Origin of the sequence: Orlajensenia flava (assembly GCF_004801905.1) — a bacterium.
GTDB lineage: Bacteria > Actinomycetota > Actinomycetes > Actinomycetales > Microbacteriaceae > Orlajensenia > Orlajensenia flava.
The window spans coordinates 101722-119472 of sequence record NZ_SSSN01000015.1; the positions used below are offsets into that span (position 1 = coordinate 101722).

At 67.1% G+C, this 17751-nt stretch carries 13 protein-coding genes and 2 tRNA genes; 6 read left to right on the plus strand and 9 right to left on the minus strand.

The window, feature by feature from the left end; all coding sequences use genetic code 11:
• Window positions 1–207: 207 nt before the first annotated feature.
• From E6C70_RS16065 to E6C70_RS16085, 5 genes are all read left to right on the plus strand, one after another.
• Entirely contained in the window at window positions 208–801 is a 594-nt protein-coding gene (locus tag E6C70_RS16065) for an NADPH-dependent F420 reductase (RefSeq protein WP_136425517.1), read from the plus strand.
• A gap of 248 nt (window positions 802–1049) precedes the next feature.
• Complete coding sequence (locus E6C70_RS16070; protein WP_136425518.1) at window positions 1050–2672, plus strand: helix-turn-helix domain-containing protein; 1623 nt, start codon at window positions 1050–1052, stop codon at window positions 2670–2672.
• Window positions 2673–2843: 171 nt separating this feature from the next.
• On the plus strand, window positions 2844–3890 hold the full coding sequence (locus E6C70_RS16075; protein WP_168770994.1) for an alpha/beta fold hydrolase: 1047 nt from the start codon (window positions 2844–2846) through the stop codon (window positions 3888–3890).
• A gap of 16 nt (window positions 3891–3906) precedes the next feature.
• Entirely contained in the window at window positions 3907–4932 is a 1026-nt protein-coding gene (locus E6C70_RS16080; RefSeq protein ID WP_136425520.1) for an ABC transporter permease, read from the plus strand.
• Between the two features lie 140 nt (window positions 4933–5072).
• Window positions 5073–5981 (plus strand): alpha/beta fold hydrolase, encoded by a 909-nt coding sequence (locus E6C70_RS16085; protein WP_136425521.1) that lies wholly within the window; start codon window positions 5073–5075, stop codon window positions 5979–5981.
• A 162-nt stretch (window positions 5982–6143) separates the two neighbouring features.
• On the opposite strand, the gene E6C70_RS16090 is transcribed toward E6C70_RS16085, so the two are convergent.
• From E6C70_RS16090 to E6C70_RS16100, 3 genes are all read right to left on the minus strand, one after another.
• Window positions 6144–6217 (minus strand) — tRNA-Met (locus tag E6C70_RS16090).
• Window positions 6218–6251: 34 nt separating this feature from the next.
• Window positions 6252–6323: transfer RNA gene (locus E6C70_RS16095), tRNA-Thr, on the minus strand.
• A 115-nt stretch (window positions 6324–6438) separates the two neighbouring features.
• Window positions 6439–8073 (minus strand): L-lactate permease, encoded by a 1635-nt coding sequence (locus E6C70_RS16100; RefSeq protein WP_136425522.1) that lies wholly within the window; start codon window positions 8071–8073, stop codon window positions 6439–6441.
• A 208-nt stretch (window positions 8074–8281) separates the two neighbouring features.
• On the opposite strand from E6C70_RS16100, the gene E6C70_RS16105 reads away from it, so the two are divergent.
• Complete coding sequence (locus tag E6C70_RS16105) at window positions 8282–9991, plus strand: glycoside hydrolase family 13 protein (RefSeq protein ID WP_136425523.1); 1710 nt, start codon at window positions 8282–8284, stop codon at window positions 9989–9991.
• Window positions 9992–10170: 179 nt separating this feature from the next.
• Here the strand turns inward: E6C70_RS16105 and E6C70_RS16110 are convergent, their stop codons facing one another.
• From E6C70_RS16110 to E6C70_RS16135, 6 genes are all read right to left on the minus strand, one after another.
• The gene (locus E6C70_RS16110; protein ID WP_136425524.1) at window positions 10171–11073 is read right to left on the minus strand and encodes an endonuclease domain-containing protein; all 903 of its coding nucleotides are present in this window, start codon (window positions 11071–11073) and stop codon (window positions 10171–10173) included.
• 307 nt (window positions 11074–11380) lie between these two features.
• Window positions 11381–13045 carry a M23 family metallopeptidase gene (locus tag E6C70_RS17270; RefSeq protein ID WP_168770995.1) on the minus strand — a complete coding sequence of 555 codons (1665 nt, stop codon included), beginning with the start codon at window positions 13043–13045 and terminating at the stop codon, window positions 11381–11383.
• A gap of 169 nt (window positions 13046–13214) precedes the next feature.
• Window positions 13215–14018 carry an inositol monophosphatase family protein gene (locus E6C70_RS16120; protein ID WP_136425526.1) on the minus strand — a complete coding sequence of 268 codons (804 nt, stop codon included), beginning with the start codon at window positions 14016–14018 and terminating at the stop codon, window positions 13215–13217.
• Window positions 14019–14124: 106 nt separating this feature from the next.
• Window positions 14125–15120, minus strand: coding sequence for an ABC transporter permease (locus tag E6C70_RS16125; protein ID WP_136425527.1), 996 nt, complete (start codon window positions 15118–15120; stop codon window positions 14125–14127).
• Window positions 15117–16100: an ABC transporter permease gene (locus E6C70_RS16130; RefSeq protein WP_136425528.1), complete on the minus strand. Its 984-nt coding sequence runs from the start codon at window positions 16098–16100 to the stop codon at window positions 15117–15119. Before E6C70_RS16130 ends, E6C70_RS16125 begins: the two co-directional genes overlap by 4 nt.
• Window positions 16097–17716 carry a sugar ABC transporter ATP-binding protein gene (locus E6C70_RS16135; RefSeq protein WP_136425571.1) on the minus strand — a complete coding sequence of 540 codons (1620 nt, stop codon included), beginning with the start codon at window positions 17714–17716 and terminating at the stop codon, window positions 16097–16099. Before E6C70_RS16135 ends, E6C70_RS16130 begins: the two co-directional genes overlap by 4 nt.
• Window positions 17717–17751: the final 35 nt, after the last annotated feature.

The following is a 17751-nucleotide window of genomic DNA, read 5'->3' on the forward strand; positions in this document are numbered from 1 at the left end:
ACCAGTCAAACGACTGGCTTCGACCAGGGTCTCGCCACGGTTATACGAGTCTCTGATAGGGCGAGTGGCATCGTGCATTGGACTCAGCGACGTCAGGGCTGTCTACTGTCAGTGGGTTGGACAGCCCTCGGCCAGCCGGCCTCGTCGAACCCCGAGGGCGGGTGAGCAGCGTTGACGGATGTGCGGGCCGCAGACGATTGGTGAACCATGCGAATCGGAGTGCTTGGAGCCGGTCAACTGGCGCAGGCTTTCGCCCGTCGCGCGACTGCCGCCGGACACGAAGTGATCTTGAGCAACCGAGCGGGACCACAGAGCCTGTCTGCCACCGTGTCGAAGCTTGGTCCGAGCGTGTTCGCGGGTAGTGCGTTGGCCGCGGCCGAGATGGACACGGTGGTCTTGGCTGTGCAATCCGACCACATCGACCAGGCGTTGATCGATCTACCCGACTGGGGTGGTCGAACACTTGTCGATGCGACCAATGACCTACTCGGGGTGGCGCCTCTCCCCGGCGTGCTGACGTCCAGTGAGCGAGTCGCGGACCTCGCGAGGGGCGCGCGTGTGGTCAAGGCGCTCAACACCATCTCCGCGTGCAGATTCGCGGGAGATCCCCGAAGGGCGGAGGGGCGCCGGGTCGTTCTGGTGTCCGGCGACGACATCCCCTCCAAGCGTGCGTTCCAAGGCTTGGTGGAGCAGATGGGTTTCGCTGCGATCGACCTCGGCGGCCTTGCGGAGGGCGGGAGATTGCAGCAAGTTCCTGGGGGCATTCTCGCCGGCGTAGACCTCATGCGGTTCGACCGCTAGGCGGAACTTCCGAACTGGTGGCAAGGGCCGGCCGGTTCGACTCAGCAGTGCGGACCCCTCTCGGAGCGCATCGACCGACACAAGACTGTTGCCGTGTTCGTCGGTGTGGCTGCTGGCACCAGCTCGCGATCGAATCGAAATGCGCACAAACGCTGGTGATAACGCGCGTCAGCAACTAGCATGATCGTGCTGTACCACCATCTGAGATGACAGCTCACCTCTAGTCACAGTGGATCGGGAGTGGAGACGTGGAGTCGATCGAACTTGCGGCCAACGCTGCTGTCACTGATCGGGCAGGGCGGCTAGCTTGGCTTCGCCAGCGAGGTCTAGCCGCTAACGCCGAGGCTCACCTGGGTGACATCGATGAGGCTCTCGAAATCGTGCACGACGCCAGGAGGCGCTACCCCGGCACGGCGCCCCTGCATCCCTTCGCGGCGGCGATCTCGTACGCCATGGCCCAGAGGGCAGGCGATCTGGTCTCCATGCGGGCAGTCCTGCTCGAGGCACTGAGCGAGCGGGAAATCCTCGACGACGCGATCTGCTTCAACGCGACGTTGAGTATGCTCCTCACCACCGCGCATCTGAGGTGGGATCCCGCATGGTGGCTGGAAGCCATCGAGATCGGGCGGCAGCATCGCCAACTGGTCGACAGCGTCAACTCCTTCATCATCGGATCGATCGATCAGAACCTGGGCGAGTCCTACCCAGCCAGGCTCCAGCGCCATCAGAACCTCGAAGCCGCCATCAGAGGAGCGCCCCCATGGCATCTCACTACCTTGATGGTTGCCGCGGGGCACACCGTCTGGCTGCCGGGCGAAGCGCAGTTCGTCAACCGCATTCTGGCCGACGCGATGCCGACGGTCGGAATCGTGTCCATGATGACGGCCAATCAAGCCATCGCGGCCCGACAGTCGGGCGACTGGGCGGTGGCCGTGGGAGCGGCAGAGCGCGGAATTGCTGCTGCGTCATCCGCTGGATTGCATTACTGGAAGGCTCATCTGCAAAGCCACCTGGCGGTGACACGGGCATTGCTCGGAGACGCGCCGGCAGCAACCGAGCTCGCCCGCGACGCGACGAGGTGGGCGACATCCCGGGGTACCCGAATCATCCTCGATGATGCTCGCCATGCCGAGACGATCCTCGCGCTATCTCGCGGCGACTACGAGGCTGGCTACGCATCTTTGACCGGTCTGACCGAGGATCTGGACCGATGGATGATGTCCGCCTATGGGATGACTGAGGCGCTGGACCTCGCCGAGTCCTGCCATCACACTGGCCGGCCCGGAGATGCTCGCAAGATCATCGAGACCGCCATGGGGATCGGGCGGCAGTATCTCTCTCCGAAGAGCCGGATGTTGTTGTGCGCAGCTTCAGCTGTCGTCGAAGAGGACGTCCGCGCATCGGACCGCCTGTTTCGTGAAGCTCTGGCCTCGGACGCCATGCTCGACTTTCCGTACGAAGCGGCTCGCGTACGGCTCGCGTACGCCGACCATCTGGCCGAACGGGGTGAAGACACCCTTGGCGCGATGGCCCAACGGCGGCGGGCAGTCGAACTGTTCGAAACGCTCGGCGCGGTTCTATGGGCAGAGCGGGCGCGCGAAATGCTGGGGACGGCACCCTCACCCGAGATGCGCAAGGTAGATCCACGACTCGAGGTTCGTTTGAGCCCACAAGAACTTCACGTTGCACTACTCGCTGCGCAAGGCCTGAGCAACAAGCAGATCGGAGCCGACCTGTTCATCTCGGCTCGGACCGTCGGTTTTCACCTGTACAACGCGTTTCCGAAACTGGGTATCTCATCGCGGGCGGGGCTTCGCGATGCGCTGCTCGTGCGCGGGGTGGGCACCCACGCCGCGGCGCGCCTCACCTGATCCGCCATGCATCCATCTCAGCGCTGGAGCGTCGATGCGTTCGGAGTCGACTGGCGCCTCGACGCCCTTCGTGCGCGCAGCTGACGTCGTTTCCCGTTCATGACTATTGGTTCCTCCGGCATTCGTTTCCGGCATGACAGGACCAGCCCGACCCCGCGCATACTCAGTGCCATGAATACTCCTCGGCACCTCCGCAATCGGAAACTCATCGCAACCGCAGCAGCGGCAGCGCTCACCGCCCTCGCCATTTTCATCCCAGCTCAAGGCGGGCTCGCGGCTTCCTATCCCAGCAGCTCGACGCGCGGTTCCACCACGACGACGACCAAGCCCACTATCGTGCTCGTCCACGGGGCATGGGCGGACGGGTCGAGCTTCACGCCCGAGGCCGCGGCGCTCCAACTCGCCGGATACAAGGTGCTGGTCGCACCGAATCCGCTACGCGGAGTCGCCAGTGACGCGACGGTCCTGGAGAACTTCCTCGCCCAGAAGACGAGCGGCCCGGTCGTGCTCGTCGGCCACTCGTACGGCGGGATGGTCATCACGGCCGCCGGTCTCAGCGACCCTGATGTGAAGGCGCTCGTCTACGTGGACGCCTACGCGCCGGCGTCCGGTGAGAGCGCCAGTTACCTGACGAACGTGCTGCCCGGGTCGCTGTTGAACGTGCCCGACGCGTCGACCGTCTTCGATTTCGTGAAGCCCTACGTGGACGCCCCACAGCCGGAATGGGACGCCTACATCAGGCTGGACAAGTTCAAGCCGATCTTCGCGGGAAGTCTCCCGACCGCCGCGACGAATCTCCTCGCCGTCGGACAGAGCCCTGTCACTCTGGCCGCCCTTGGGGCGCCCTTCGTCGGTACCCCGGCGTGGTCATCCGTGCCCAGCTGGTTCGTCATCGGCAAGAACGATGCGCTGCTTCCGGCGGCCGAACAGCGGGCCATGGCCGCGCGAGCCGGTGGCAAGGTGACCGAGATCAGCGCGCCTCACCTTTCGATGCTGGACAAGCCCCCTGCAGGTCACGGCTGTGATCATCGACGCGGCGAAGTCCGTCCATTAGACGAAAGACGTCGGCAGTTCAGCAGTCCTCGGGACGGGCGAGCGACATCTCGCCTTGCCCGAGGTCCTTCCCCTTCTGGGTCAGCTCGTAACCGTCCGGCTCTCCCTCAGTCGTGGAGCGCCGGCGGAGGATCCGCTTTGAGCCAGTTTCCTCAGTCGCGATGAGAGTCAGGAAATCCCCATGTCATCACCTCGTTCGTCCAGCCCTGCCGGTGTCGTCCAAACCGCGCACGGGGCATGGATCGCCCTCGTTGTCACAGGTCTCGTCATCGGAGCCGCCTTCATCGCGGTGTACGTGGGCCTGCAACGCGACCCAGTCCCCTTGCACCTTCCAATCGCCGTCGCCGGAAGCCAGCTCGCCGCGGCGGCCGACAGAGGCTTCGGAGACGCGGTGGACGTCACCGAGGTGTCGACACTCGAGAAAGGCGCAACACTCGTTCGTGACGGTAAGGCGGTCGCCGCCTTCGGAGCCGTCTCGCAGACCAGCCTTCAACTTGACTACGCCGGCGCCCGCGGGCTGAGCGAAAGCGGGGCCGCCCGATCGCTCGTCGGTGGACTGGCGGCCAAAGCGGACTTCACGGTAAGCGAGAAGGACGTCGTCCCCCTGGTCCGGTACGACAGCCGTGGCCTGGTCGGGTTCTACGTCGTGTTCGGCGTAACCCTCTCGTCCTTCGTCCTCGCGCAGGGGTTGACCGGAGCCGTAGCTCGGATCCGACTCCGCCACCGCCTCTATGCCATCGGCGGCTTCGCGGTCCTCATCGGCCTCGTGGCCGCTGTGATCGCCGGCCCCGTCTACGGCGCGCTCAACGCTCCGTTTCCGATTCTCTCGTCGACGCTCATTCTGCTCTCGGCCGCGAGCGCGCTGGCCACCAAGGCCCTCGGCGCGTGGCTCGGCGCCGCCGGGATCGGATTGGCCGTGCTCATCCTCACCACCGTCGGGAACGCGGTCAGCGGCGCGACCATCGGAGTCGACCTGCTTCCATGGTGGGCGCAGACTCTGTCTCCGATTCTTCCCCCGGGCGCAGCATTCCGGGCCGTGAACGAGTTCGGATACTTCAACGGTGCGAATGCGTGGTCCTCGCTCGTCGTCTTGGCCGCCTGGGCGTTGGTGGGACTTGTTCTCGTCGTGGCACGCCAGTCGCTCACGCTCCGCAAGGCGAGCACGACGCCAATCAGCGAGCCCGCTCCAGCCCTCGTGGACGCCTAGCTCACGAAGACGAGGTTCGGACGGCCACATCCGGCCGTGCACACCTCTGGCGTGCCGGGCGCCGTTCGCAATGCTGATCGCCCCCGCTCTACTGTGCATCGCGATTCACGCATGCCCGGACACATATCAGCATTGACTTGATGTACCAGACCGCCCGTCGGAATCAGATCAACCTGGAGGACTCCGTGCCCCGTACGACCTATCCACAACAGCACACCCTGACAACTCCCAACAGCAGCGTGTGGGTCGGAGAGCTGCCCGGCGTCGACCCGGCAATCGTCCTACTTCATGGATTCCCGGACGACTCGACCATCTACGACAGGTTGGTGCCATTCCTCGGCGAACGTCGCGTCCTCGCCATCGACTTCGCCGGATACGGGCTCTCGTCGCGAGACGCGTTCGTATGGGCCGACGACCAACGCGAGTCCGAAATAGTGAGCGTCCTGGAGCAACTGGACGTCGTGGGCGCGACCCTTGTCGGTCACGACGCAAGCCTCCCCGTCGCCATCAACATTGCGCTGGACCACACCGATCGCGTTGGAAAGCTGGTGCTCCTGAACGGCTACTTCAACTCCGACGGGAACTTGAAACTGCCCGACATGATTCGACTTTTCGGAACCGTCGAGCTCAACTCACTGTCCGACGCCATCATGGGCGATCCGCAGCAATTGCAATGGTTGTTGGGGTACTCGGGTGCCCAGTTCGGAATCGACGCCTCCGATCCCGCCGGTGTCGCGACGAATTCGATCATCCCGGCGTTCTTCGGCAGTCCGGGCGAGCACGCGGACTCCCGAACCGCCATCCGTGAGTGGACCGCGAGACTGTACCCGGGGATAGACGACAACAACGGACGCGTGGCCGCCGGAGATCTCGGCAAGCTGGACATTCCGGTAATAGTCGCGTTCGGCAAGGGAGATCCGTTTCTGACGCCGGAAGTCGCTGCGAGAATCGGCGCCCTTTTCACCGACGTTCAGGTCGAGGGAGTCCGCGAGTCTTCTCACTGGCCTCAATGGGACCAGCCGGAAGTTGTCGCGCGCGCGATCCTCTAGCCGATACCGTGACGCCCACCAACGGGGAACGGCTCGGCTGACCGTCCAATAGGGGCACGCAGCGGAGTTGGTCTCGGCGTGCGCGGATCGTCGATCGGTCGAGAGTCGAACGGCGCCGAGCATGGAAATGGCCCGGGATCCGCAAGATTCCGGGCCTGTAAGTAGCGAGGGCGGGACTCGAACCCGCGACACCACGATTATGAGCCGTGTGCTCTAACCACCTGAGCTACCCCGCCGGGCAGGTTTCGACGGGCATGCCCGAAGAACCAGAGCCCCGAGTCAGGATTGAACTGACGACCCCTTCCTTACCATGGAAGTGCTCTACCACTGAGCTATCGGGGCGCGCCACCCGAGAGGTTCGGCTCCGGGCAACCAGTAGAGAATATCATCCATCCGCCCCACGCGATGACACCGCCGGCACGGTACGGATGGCGACGGATGCGGCATCCGTCACGTCTCAGGCGACCAGCGAGACGAGCATCACCCACACGCACAAGAACGCCAGCATGCCGAGGCTGTACTTGATGGACGCCCGTAGGATCTCGCCCTCCCGCCCGACCAGCCCGACCGCAGCGGCGGAGATGGCGATGGATTGCGGAGACACGACTTTGCCCATCGCGCCGCCCGCGGTGTTCGCCGCCACGAGCAGGGTGGGGTCCACGCCGATCTTCGTCGCCGTCACGTTCTGCAGGTGAGCGAAGAGGGTGTTGTTGTTGACCACCGAGCCGGTGATGAACACGCCGAACCAGCCGATGATGGGCGAGAACAGCGGGAAGACGGCCCCTGCGCCCGCCAAGGCGAGACCGATGGATGCCGAACCCCCTGAGTAGTTGGTGATGTTCGCGACAACGAGAATCAGCAGGATCAGCACGATCGGGCGCCAGAGCTCGCGGACGGTGGCGACGAACTCGCGGCCGAGATCTCCCCAGTTCAACGCGGGCGTCGTGAAGAAGGAGACGAGCACGGACAGCAGGATGGCGGTGCCGGTCGCGTTGACGGGCGTGAACTGCCAGATGGCCGAGACGGGCGCTGCTCCATCGCCCGGCGGCTGCACGACGCCGTTGAGACCGGGGATGGGAACGTTGAACACGAGGACGCCCAGCGGACCGGCAGCTGTCTTGCCATCCGCCGACGCCGGGGCGAACAGGTCCTTGAACCAGGGAATGCTCCAGACGAAGATGAACGCCGTGAGGATGTAGAACGGGCTCCACGCCGCGGCGATCTCACGCAGGCTGTGCCGCTCGGGCTCAGGCGCCACCGAGCCGTCCTCGCGGAAGATGCGTTTCGGCTGCCAGAACCGGCCGACGACGAAGAGCGCGACCATGCCGAGCAGGCCCGGGAGGATGTCGGCGAGCTCGGGGCCGAGCAGCAGCAGGATGAGCGCCTGCGACCCGCTGTAGACGATGCTGAGCGCGAGCGTGGCGACCCAGGTCTCGCGGAGGCCCCGCCATCCGTCGAGGATGATCACCAACAGGAACGGGATGGCGAAGGTGAGCAGCTGCACGACCACGACCATCTCCACCGACAGCGCGCGCAGGTCGACTCCGCCGACCTTGGCACCCACGATGACCGGGATGCCGATTGCCCCGTACGCACCCGCAGCGGCATTGGCGACGAGGCTGATCATGGCGGCCTTGATCGGCTTGAAGCCGAGCTGAACGAGCAGCGCCGCACAGATGGCGATGGGCACGCCGAAGCCCGCGGCACCCTCGAGGAAGGCGCCGAAACTGAAGCTGATGAGCAGCACCTGGATGCGCTGATCGGGCGAGATGCCGGCGATGCTGGAGCGGATGACGTCGAAACGCCCGCTTGCGACGGCGAGCTTGTAGAGCCAGACGGCCATGACGATGATGAAAGCGATCGGCCAGAGGCCGGTGAGGATGCCGATGAGCGCCGACCCGCCGATGGCGGTGATCGGCATGCCGAACGGCCACAACGCGACAACCACCGCGAGGGCGACGGCGATGATGCCCGCCGTGGTGCCCTTCATCTTGAAGACCGTCAGGCAGACCAGGAACGCGAGGATCGGGACGGCCGCGACGATGGCGCTGAGCCAGAGGGCTCCGAGCGGGTCGTAGTCCTGTGTCCACATGGCGATTCCCCTGTCCGATGGGCCTATGGCGACCCTATCGAGAGGCGATGCGGTCGAACAGGATGCGCGATCTCGCCGGTCGGTCGAAGACGGCCGCGGGGCTTCTTGTGCAAGCGTTTGCTCGACGGGAATGGGGTGGTCGAATCGTTGCGATAATGGAGAGTCGCCGCAACAGTTGCATCCGTTTTCATCCCGTAAGGTGTCGCACATGACTTCGCTGACCACCGTCGACGCCGCCCCGGTCGACGCCGCCATCGGCCAGGAGTGGTGGCGAACCGCCGTCATCTACCAGATCTATCCCCGCTCCTTCTCGGACGCGAACGGCGACGGGATGGGCGACCTCGCCGGCATCAGCGAGCGCCTCGGCGCCCTGCAGGAGCTCGGCGTCGACGCCATCTGGCTCTCCCCCTTCTACACGTCTCCGCAGCGCGACGCGGGCTACGACGTCGCCGACTACTGCGGCGTCGACCCGCTGTTCGGCTCGCTCGCCGACTTCGACCGTATGCTCGCCTCAGCGCACGATCGGGGCATCCGGGTGATCGTCGACCTCGTTCCCAACCACACGTCGAGCGACCACGCCTGGTTCCAGGCCGCGCTCGCGGACGGGCCCGGCAGCGAGGCGCGCGGCCACTACATGTTCCGCGACGGCAAGGGACCGAACGGCGACACCCCGCCCAACAACTGGATGTCGGTCTTCGGCGGCCCCGCGTGGACGCGCATCACCGACCCGGACGGAACTCCCGGCCAGTGGTACCTGCACCTGTTCGACAGCTCGCAGCCCGACCTCGACTGGACGAGCGAATGGGTTCGGCAGCAGTTCCGCGACATCCTGCGATTCTGGCTCGACCGGGGGGTCGATGGATTCCGCGTCGATGTCGCCCACGGCATGATCAAGGCCGAGGGCCTGCCCGACTACACGCCGCCCGAGGGCGCCGGCAGCATGGGCGGCGGCGCGACACCGCTGGAGCCCGACATCGCCGCATCCACGCCGGCATCACCGCCGTTCTGGGCGCAGGACGGCGTCCACGAGATCTACCGCGACTGGCGCCGATTGCTCAACACCTACCCGGGCGATCGCATCCTCGTAGCTGAGGCTTGGGTTGATCCGCTCGCCAAGGTGGCACTGTGGGTGCGGCCCGACGAGATGCACCAGGCCTTCAACTTCGCCTACCTCGAGACGCCGTGGGAGGCGGATGAGCTGCGCACGGTCATCGACCGCTCCATCGACACGTTCGCCGCCGTCGGCGCCCCGAGCACGTGGGTGCTCTCCAACCATGACGTCGTGCGCCACGCGACGCGGCTCGCCCTGACGGGCGACAACCTGCAGGGCGCCGGCGTCGGGCCGAAGAGTGTCGGACTCCCCGACCCGGCCGTCGGGTTGCGGAGGGCGCGGGCGGCATCCGCCCTCATGCTCGCCCTGCCGGGCTCCTCCTACATCTATCAGGGCGAGGAACTCGGGCTCCCCGAGGCGATCGACCTGCCCGACGACGCGCGCGAGGATCCCACCTGGTTCCGCACCAAGGGCGAGCGCTACGGTCGCGACGGCTGCCGCGTGCCCATCCCGTGGTCTGCGGATGCGCCGTCCTTCGGGTTCGGACCGACGGATGCCTCCTGGCTCCCTCAGCCCGAGTCGTGGGGGCGGTTCGCGCGTGAGGCCGAGGAGGGCGACCCCGATTCGACGCTCGAGCTCTACAAGCGCGCACTTCTGCTCCGCCGCGAGAGCGGTCTCGGCAGCGGGCATCTCATCTGGCGGCACGGCTTCGCCCACGACGTCGTGGCGTTCCGTAACGGGGACGTGACAGTGGTGGCGAACGTGGGCACCGCATCCGTGCCGATGCCCTCAGGAGAAGTTCTGCTGGCGTCCGCGCCGGTCAGCGGCCAACTCGAGCCCGACACGACGGTCTGGTTGCGCTCCTAGCCCTCTTCGTTGCGGCCGATACCCTCCGTTCGCGTCTGATGCCGTCCGTTCGCGTCCGATGCCGTCCGTTCGCGTCCGATGCCGTCCGTTCGCGTCCGATACCCTCCGTTCGCGGTCGTTGTCTTTTCGTTTACAGGATGAGAGCCGACCCACCCCGCACAGCAGGCGTGGGTCGGCTCTCATCCTGTGAACGGAAGGACTAGCGGAGCTGTCGGGCTCTTGCTGCCCCACCGGTGCTCTCCTCGGGCAATCAGTTCGAGGATGGCGGCCGACGTCTGCGGCCAGTCCGCCACGATCTGGCGATACGACAGTCGGACGACCGCGTAGCCCCTCCGCACCAGGGCGAGGTCGCGACGGCGGTCCTCCTCGAAGTTGGCACCGACATGGAAGGTCTCGCCGTCCAACTCCAGGACGAGCCGATCGCCCACCAGCAGATCGACCCGCCCGACCCCGTCGATGTACGCCTGGCTCCGGAACCTCACCTGCCGACGACGGAGGAGGAGACGCACGAGGGTCTCCAATCCTGACTGCGACTGCGGATCGGCCCAGTCGACGAAGCGCCGGAGATCGCGCGAGACCAGGTCGCGCATGTCACTCAGTCCCGTGATCAGGCGCTTGTTGAGCGCCGAGTCGAGGGCAACGAGCGCGGCTTCCGGCCCGTTGCAGCTGAACATCTCGGCGAGGGCGACGACGACGGGATCGCAACCGATGTCCATCCCGGACGACCCGCTGTAGTGCACGCAGACCGCGTGCTTGTCGGCATCGAGGGGGACCTTCCGGGCGTGAGGGGCCGCGAGACGACTCGCCGTCAGTGGCACCCGCACGTGCAGGCGGGAGTCATTCATGGTCCACAGTCGATGACGTCTCGCGACCGATGCCCCGGTCAGCGTTCCACCGACGCGCACGGCGCGGAGGACGTCGTCGGGCGCAGACGGGGGCCCGAACCACCGGGCGCGCACTCGTGTCACGACGCCGGCGCGCACGGCTTCGGCAATCTGCTGCCGGGGGACTCCGAGTCGGTCGAGGGCGCGGTAACTGGCGGCGCCGCCACAGACGTCGATAGCTGAGATCACGTCGTACATGACTGAACGATCGAACGGACGAGCTGCCAGGAGGACGCGCGGCGCCTGAGCTGGGGATGACAGCCGTTGAGCCGCATCTGTGGAGGAGACAGCACGGCGCGCGGCCGGCCGTCGTGCAGGGGACGTTTACAGGACGAGAGCCGAGCCGACGCCGCCAGGAGTGGTCGGTCGGCTGTGGTCCTGTAAACGAGAGTTCACCCACCCCCACCGGGAGATACGTCTGATCAGGCGGCTGGACGTGCTGGCAGAGCAGAGCTGGCCGGGCCCGGTCTGCTTGGACGTGCTGGCCTATAACCGGACCAGCAGGTCAGTTGGTGTTGGCGTAGAGCCAGACGAGCGGATCGGTCCACGGGCCGGTGATGCCGCCCAGCCGGATCTCGAAGTGCAGGTGCGGTCCGGTCGACATGCCGGTGTTGCCGACGTTGCCGATGACGTCGCCGACCTTGATGGTGTCGCCGAGCTTGAACTTCATCGAGCCATGGATCATGTGGGCGTAGACGCTGGTGACGGTCTGGCCGTTGATCTGGTGGGTGATCATCATGTGCACGCCGAGCGAGCCGTCGCCGTCCTCCACGTAGGAGACCACGCCGTCGGCGATCGCCTGGATGGGCGCGCCCAGGCCCGGGTTGAAGTCCTGACCGTGGTGGTCTTCCGAGCAACCGGCACAGTTGCGGTAACCGAAACGGTCGCCGATGTGAACGCCCACCTTGAACGGCCACTGCACCGTTCCGTTGGGATCGTTCGTGAAGGTCGCCTCGAGGCGGATGCCGCTCTCGGCCGCCACCTGGGCGATCGACTCCGCTCCATAGCCGTCGCGCTGCACCGTCGAGTCGCCGACGCCGTCGCTCACCCGAACGCTCTGGGCGATGCTGTCACCATTGCCGTCGCCACCGGCCGCTGGAGCCTGCGCCGCGAGCGACGCTGCCTGCACGTCGGCAGAGGTCAGTAGGGCGTTCGCCGGGGTGGATGTGGCGACGGCGATGAGGGTGACGAAGATGATGGCCGCCGTCGCCATGCCCTTCGCGGCGAGCCGTCGCGACAGGGGCGCCGCCGCCGGGCGCCTCGTGACCGGAACGCTCACCGCTTGAGCGGGCGAAACCGGCGCAGGGGCTAGGGGAACGGACGGTACCGATGCGGATGCGGCAGACACGGATGCAGCAGAGGGCGCGGATGCAGTCGGGGCGGCCGCGCGACGACCCTGCCGCGGGCGGACGGTCTCGGCGTCAGCGGGAGTGCTCGCATCAGCGCGAGTCCTCGCGACACCTGGCGTGCTCGCATCGGCAGGCGTGCTGGCGTCGGCAAGCGTGCTCGCGTCGACGTCCGCGCTCGCGTCAGCGCGAGTGCTCGCGTCCGCGGGCATGCCCGTGTCGGCGTCCGTCTCGGCCAGGAAGATCGAGAGAGGGTCGGTGTCGGTGAACGTGTCGAGCGACGCCGCGTAGCCGTCTGGCTCGCTCGGAACGACCAGTCGAGCACGGGCTTCACGACGCGAGAGCGGTGCATCGGGCTGTGGCAACGGAGGTTCCGCGATGGACGTAGTGGGCGCCACCGCGAGGGGCGCATCCGTCACGGCGCTCGCAACCGGAGTCTCAGGCTCGGCGGGGACGGAGTGCTCAGGCGCGAGGATCTCGTCGAAGGAGACGACGGTGGGCCGCTCCACGAGCCGGGACTGCACAGCGGCGGGCTGCACAGCGGCGGGCTCGACTGCGGGCCGCTCCACGAGCGGGGGCTGCACCGGGGCCGACTGTGTCACGGCCGGCTGCGACGCCACGAGCTGCGACTGTGCGTCCGCCTGCGACTGTGCGTCCGCCCGAGTTTCCGCGGCCGGCCGCGGCATCACGATGCGCGAGTCGAGCGCGAGGAAGGCTTCGAGTCCCGTGGCCGGAGCGATGACGGCCGGCTGGTTCTCCCGTTCGCGATCACGCAGTTGCCGCCGGGTCAGCGCCTCAGGCGGGGTCTCCCGGTCACCAGGCACAGCTGGGTACTGGGAGTCGTGATGCAAGAGAGAAAACCTTCGGCACAGTGAGGGCGAAAACCGGCGAGGGGACCGGTAACGGATCGATAAAGCGTAACGAACGGATGCTGGAAACTCTATGAAAGCGAATCAAGTCACCCCCAATCGGGTGGCGACCCGGATCAGTCTTTCACACCATCGCTCCACTCTCCACGAGCAACGCCTCCAGCGCGTCGAACAGGTCGGGCGATGCCGCGACCGTCATCCCCACGCCCTCTGCAGCGCCCCGCAGACCGCCCACCTTGGCACCCGCCTCCCGCGCGATCAGTGCGCCCGCCGCGTGATCCCACGCGTTCAGCCCACGCTCGAAATGCGCGTCGAGGCGGCCTGCGGCGAGGAACGAGAGGTCGAGCGCGGCCGATCCCAGTCGACGGATGTCGCGCACGCGCGGCAGGAGCCCGGTCAGGATCCCGGCCTGCCACGCGCGGGTCTCCGAGGAGTACGAAAATCCCGTGCCGACGAGGGCGAGCGGCAGCTCGACGCCGTGGTTCACCTCGAGGCGGCGGTCACCGAGCCACGCCCCGCCGCCGGCGCTCGCGACGAAGGTCTCGCCCGAGCTGGGGTTCACGACGACTCCCGCGAGCGTCGTCCAGGTCGATGGATCGGGATCGCCCTCCACGACGGCGACGCTCACCGACCACGACGGGATGCCGTAGAGGAAGTTGACGGTGCCGTCGATGGGGTCGACCACCCAGGTGAGTCCGCTCGAGCCGCGCGAGGCATCCGACTCCTCTCCGAGGAAGCCGTCGTCGGGTCGCGCATCGGCGATGAGCGAGCGGATGAGCGCCTCCGTCTCCCGGTCGGCGAACGTGACGATGTCTTCCGGAGCCGACTTGGATGCCGCGACCTCGACCCCCTCGGCGCGGCGACGGGCGGCGAGAGCTCCTCCTTGCTCGGCGATGCCGCAGGCGATGGCCAGGAGTGCGCTGCTCATGCGTCCACGCTAGCCCTCGTGAAACCCTCCGTTGGGCAGTAGATGTCCCCTCGGGCCTCAACGCGCGACACCTACTGCCCAGCGGAGACAAGCAGCCAGGCGGGCGTCAGAGGCGCTGCGTGCGCGACAGGACGGTCTGGATGATCACGACGATCGCGAGGAACGTGCCGGACACCACCGCTTGCACCGACGAGGTCAGCGAGCCGACCTGGTTGATGAGGTTCTGGATGACGGTGAGCAGCAGTACGCCGGCGAGCGTGCCGATCAGGTTCCCGCGGCCGCCGGAGAGCAACGTGCCGCCGATGACGACAGCCGAGATCGCGGAGAGCTCGAGCCCGACGCCGACGGTCGGAACGCCCGACGACGAATATGCGGCGTTCAGCGTGCCTGCCAGCCCGGCGCACAGGCCGCTGATGACATAGACGGTGAACGTGACCCGCGCGACCGGCAGGCCCATCAGCGTCGCGGCACTCTCGGATCCTCCGACCGCGAGCACCGCCTGACCGCCGCGCGAGCGGGAGAGCAGGATGCTGCCGATCACCACCGCGGCGAGAGCGAAGAACACCGGCAGCCGAAGCCCCAGCACGTCGCCCTGCCCGAGGAAGACGACCGCGCGGTCGGCGATGAGGGGGGTCGCGGATCCGCCATCCGTCACCGCCAGCACCAACCCGCGAACGCCCAGCAGCCCGGCGAGGGTGACGATGAACGGTGCCATCTTGCCGTACGCGACCAAGGCGCCCTGCAGCACCCCGATCAGGCCGCACACCACCAACGGCAGGGCGAACGCGCCGAACAGCCCCCACGCCGATCCGTAGGCGGCGAGCACACCGCCGAGCGCATACACCGAGCCCACCGAGAGGTCGATGCCGCCGGTGAGGATGACGAACGTCATGCCCACCGCGATGATCATGAGGAAGGAGGACTGCGTGGCGATGTTGGTGAAGTTCGACACCGACAGGAAGGTGGGGAACGCGATGCTCCCGAACACCAGCAGGATCACCAGCACGATGGCCGCGCCGTAGCTCTGGACGATGGCGGCGATGCGCTCGCGGCCGATCTGGCGGGCGGTGGCCGGCCCGGCCTCGCTCTCGAGAATGGTCATCGCACGGCCGCCCTTCCCCGCTGGATGTAGACCGCCAACAGGATGATGACCGCCTGGGTGATCTGCGAGTAGGCATCCGGCACGTCGTGCTTGACGAGCGTCGCGGTGATGAACTGCAGCAGCAGCGCGCCCGCGACCGTGCCCCCGACCTTCACCTGGCCGCCGGTGAGCGGCGTGCCTCCCACGACGACGGCCGTGATGGCGGAGAGCTCGATGAGGTTGCCGAGCGTGGAGGGAACGGATGCGCCGAGCCGGGCGGTTCCGATGATCCCCGCGATGGCGGCGAGGGCGGCGCAGAGCACATAGGTGAGCAGCAGGATGCGCTTGACCGGCAGGCCCGCGAGCTCGGCGGCGCGACGGCTGCCTCCGATGGCGATCAGCTGCTTTCCGAACGTCGTTCGATTCACCAGCAAGGCCACGATGACCACCAGCACGGCGGCGACGATGACGGCGTAGGGGATGCGGAACGCCTCCCCCTCGAACAGGCTTCCGCGGCCGAGGCTGAGCACGCCGGGGTCCGTCACGCTCCGCAACTGCTCGTTGGCGATGAGCAGCGCGATGCCGCGGCCCGCCACCATGAGCGAGAGGGTTGCGACGATCGGCTGCACGCCGATGAACGCGACCATCGACCCGTTGATGACGCCGACCACCGCGCCGACGACGATCGCGAGGATGGCGGCGGGAATCAGTCCGTACCCGATGTAGAGGGGAATGACGGCCGCCGCGAGCGCCATCACGGCACCGACGGACAGGTCGATGCCCTCGGTGCCGATGACGAGCGCCATGCCGAGCGCGACGATCATGACGGGCACGACCTGCACGAACTGCGTGCGGAAGTTGTCGAGCTCGAAGAAGTTCGGCGTGAAGATGAGGTTGTAGATCAGCAGAGCGGCGATGGCGATGTAGACGCCGTAGCGCTGCATGATGCCGAGGGCGGTGCCCCGCCGCGGAAGCGTGATGGTCACGGTGGCCTGGCTCATGCGCGCTCTCCCCGCGAGTCGGTGACGGATGTCGGTGCGTCGGCATCCGTCTGCGCGTCGTGGGTGCGCGGATCCTCCGCGGCCTCGCCGGCGTCCCCGGCGAGAGCTGCGAGCAGGTGCTCCTCGTCGACCTGGGCGCCCGTGAGCACCGTCTCGACCTCGCCGTCCCGCAGCACGATCACCCGACCGGAGCCCTCGACGACCTCCTCGACCTCGCTCGAGACCAGCACGATCGCGAGACCCTCTCCCGCGAGTTCGTCGATGAGCGCCTGCACCTCGGCCTTCGCCCCGACGTCGATGCCGCGGGTGGGCTCGTCGAGCAGCAGAACCTTGGGGCTCATGGCGAGCCAGCGGGCGATCATCACCTTCTGCTGGTTGCCGCCCGAGAGTTCCGAGACGATCTGGTCGGGGCCGGATGCCTTGATGTGCAGCCGCTTCATGAACACGTCGACGACGGCGTCCTGGTTCCTGCGCGACGAGAAGCCGGCCTTCGACAGGCGCGGCAGGGCGGCGAGCACGATGTTGTCACGCACCGACAGGCCCGGCACGATGCCCTCGGCCTTACGATCCTCGGGCAGCATGACGATGCCGGCTCGGATGGCCGCTGGCACGGATCCGCTGCGCACCGTCTTGCCGTCGATCTGGACGGATCCGCGATCGAGCTGCATCACGCCGGCCATGGCCTTGAGGGTCTCCGACCGCCCCGATCCGAGCAGGCCGCCGAGCCCGACGACCTCGCCGGGCTTGATGGTGATGTCGATGCCGTCGATCTGGTGACGCCTGCTGAGGTCCTCGGCGACGAGCACCGGCGGTGCGTCGCTGGTGTTGTCCGAGCCGAACGCGGTCACTCCCCCGCGGTCGCTGCTCTCGATCGTGCGTCCGAGCATGAGGGAGACGAGCTCCATCCGCGGCAGCGCGTCGAGCGCTCCGACGTGCACCACCTTGCCGTCGCGCAGCACGGTGGCACGGTCGCAGACCCGATAGATCTCGTCCATCCGGTGGCTCACGTAGACGATGGCGATGCCCTGCTGCCGCAGCAGGCCGATCACGGAGAACAGGGTCTCCACCTCGCGCGCCTCGAGCGACGAGGTGGGCTCGTCCATGATGACGACCTTGGCGTTGATGCTGACGGCGCGCGCGAGGGCGACCATCTGCTGCACGCCGAGCGCGAGGCTGCGCAGCGGCCGGCGCACGTCGACGTCGATGCCGTAGGTGTCGAGCAGGGCGCGGGCATCCGCGTACATCCGCTTGAAGTCGATCAGGCCGAGCCGCGTGCGCGGCTCGCGGCCGATGTAGATGTTCTGCGCCACCGACATGAGCGGAACCAGGTTGACCTCCTGGTAGATGGTCGAGACCCCCGCCTTCTGCGCGTCGAGGGGACGAGCGAAGGTGACCACTGCTCCGCCCAGACGGATCTCGCCCTCGTCGGGCTGGTAAACGCCGGTCAGTACCTTGATGAGCGTCGACTTGCCGGCGCCGTTCTCGCCCATGAGGGCAAGCGACTCGCCGGCCCGCAGCTCGAAGTTCACGTTGTCGAGCGCGGTGACGCCCGCGAATCGCTTGGTCACGCCGCGTGCCTCGAGCACGGGTGGGTCATCGGTGAGGGGGGACTCCATCGTCACGCCGGTGGCCTTTCTGGTTGCTGGGCGAA